Raw genomic sequence first — 444 nt, forward strand, 5'->3', positions numbered from 1 at the left:
CGCCGGGACCTGTCCCTGCAAGTCGCGTTCGAGCAGCCGTACCTGCTGCACATGGTTGAGCAGGCGCTGGCCCAGTTCGGTGGGCCTGGGCGGCGTGTCACGCAGCAATACCGGCTGACCGACGCGTGCCTCGAGCAGCTTGATCCGCTGCGATATCGCCGACTGCGACAGCCCCAATGCCTGGGCGGCGCGCTCGAAACCCGCCTGTTCCACGACCGCCGCCAGCGCAGCCAGCAATTTGTAATCGAACATCAGTTTTCCTAATGCCACCTGAGCATAATTGGTTTCTCTTATAGCTTGCCGATGCCCAGACTCGCCAGCAGAAAACGAACGAGGCGTGCGGCATGAATGCGATCTGGCAGAGCTATATCAACGGACTTCTGGTGGCAGCGGGGCTGATCATGGCGATCGGCGCCCAGAACGCCTTCGTGCTCGCCCAGAGCC

At 62.2% G+C, this 444-nt stretch carries 1 protein-coding gene; it reads right to left on the minus strand.

Annotated features, from left to right (window positions below):
- On the minus strand, nt 1-252 hold a 252-nt coding region (locus tag ACU8YC_RS27735), incomplete at its 3' end, for a LysR family transcriptional regulator (protein WP_446896361.1).
- Nucleotides 253-444: the final 192 nt, after the last annotated feature.

The sequence above is a fragment of the Citrobacter sp. VF227 genome (assembly GCF_052950715.1).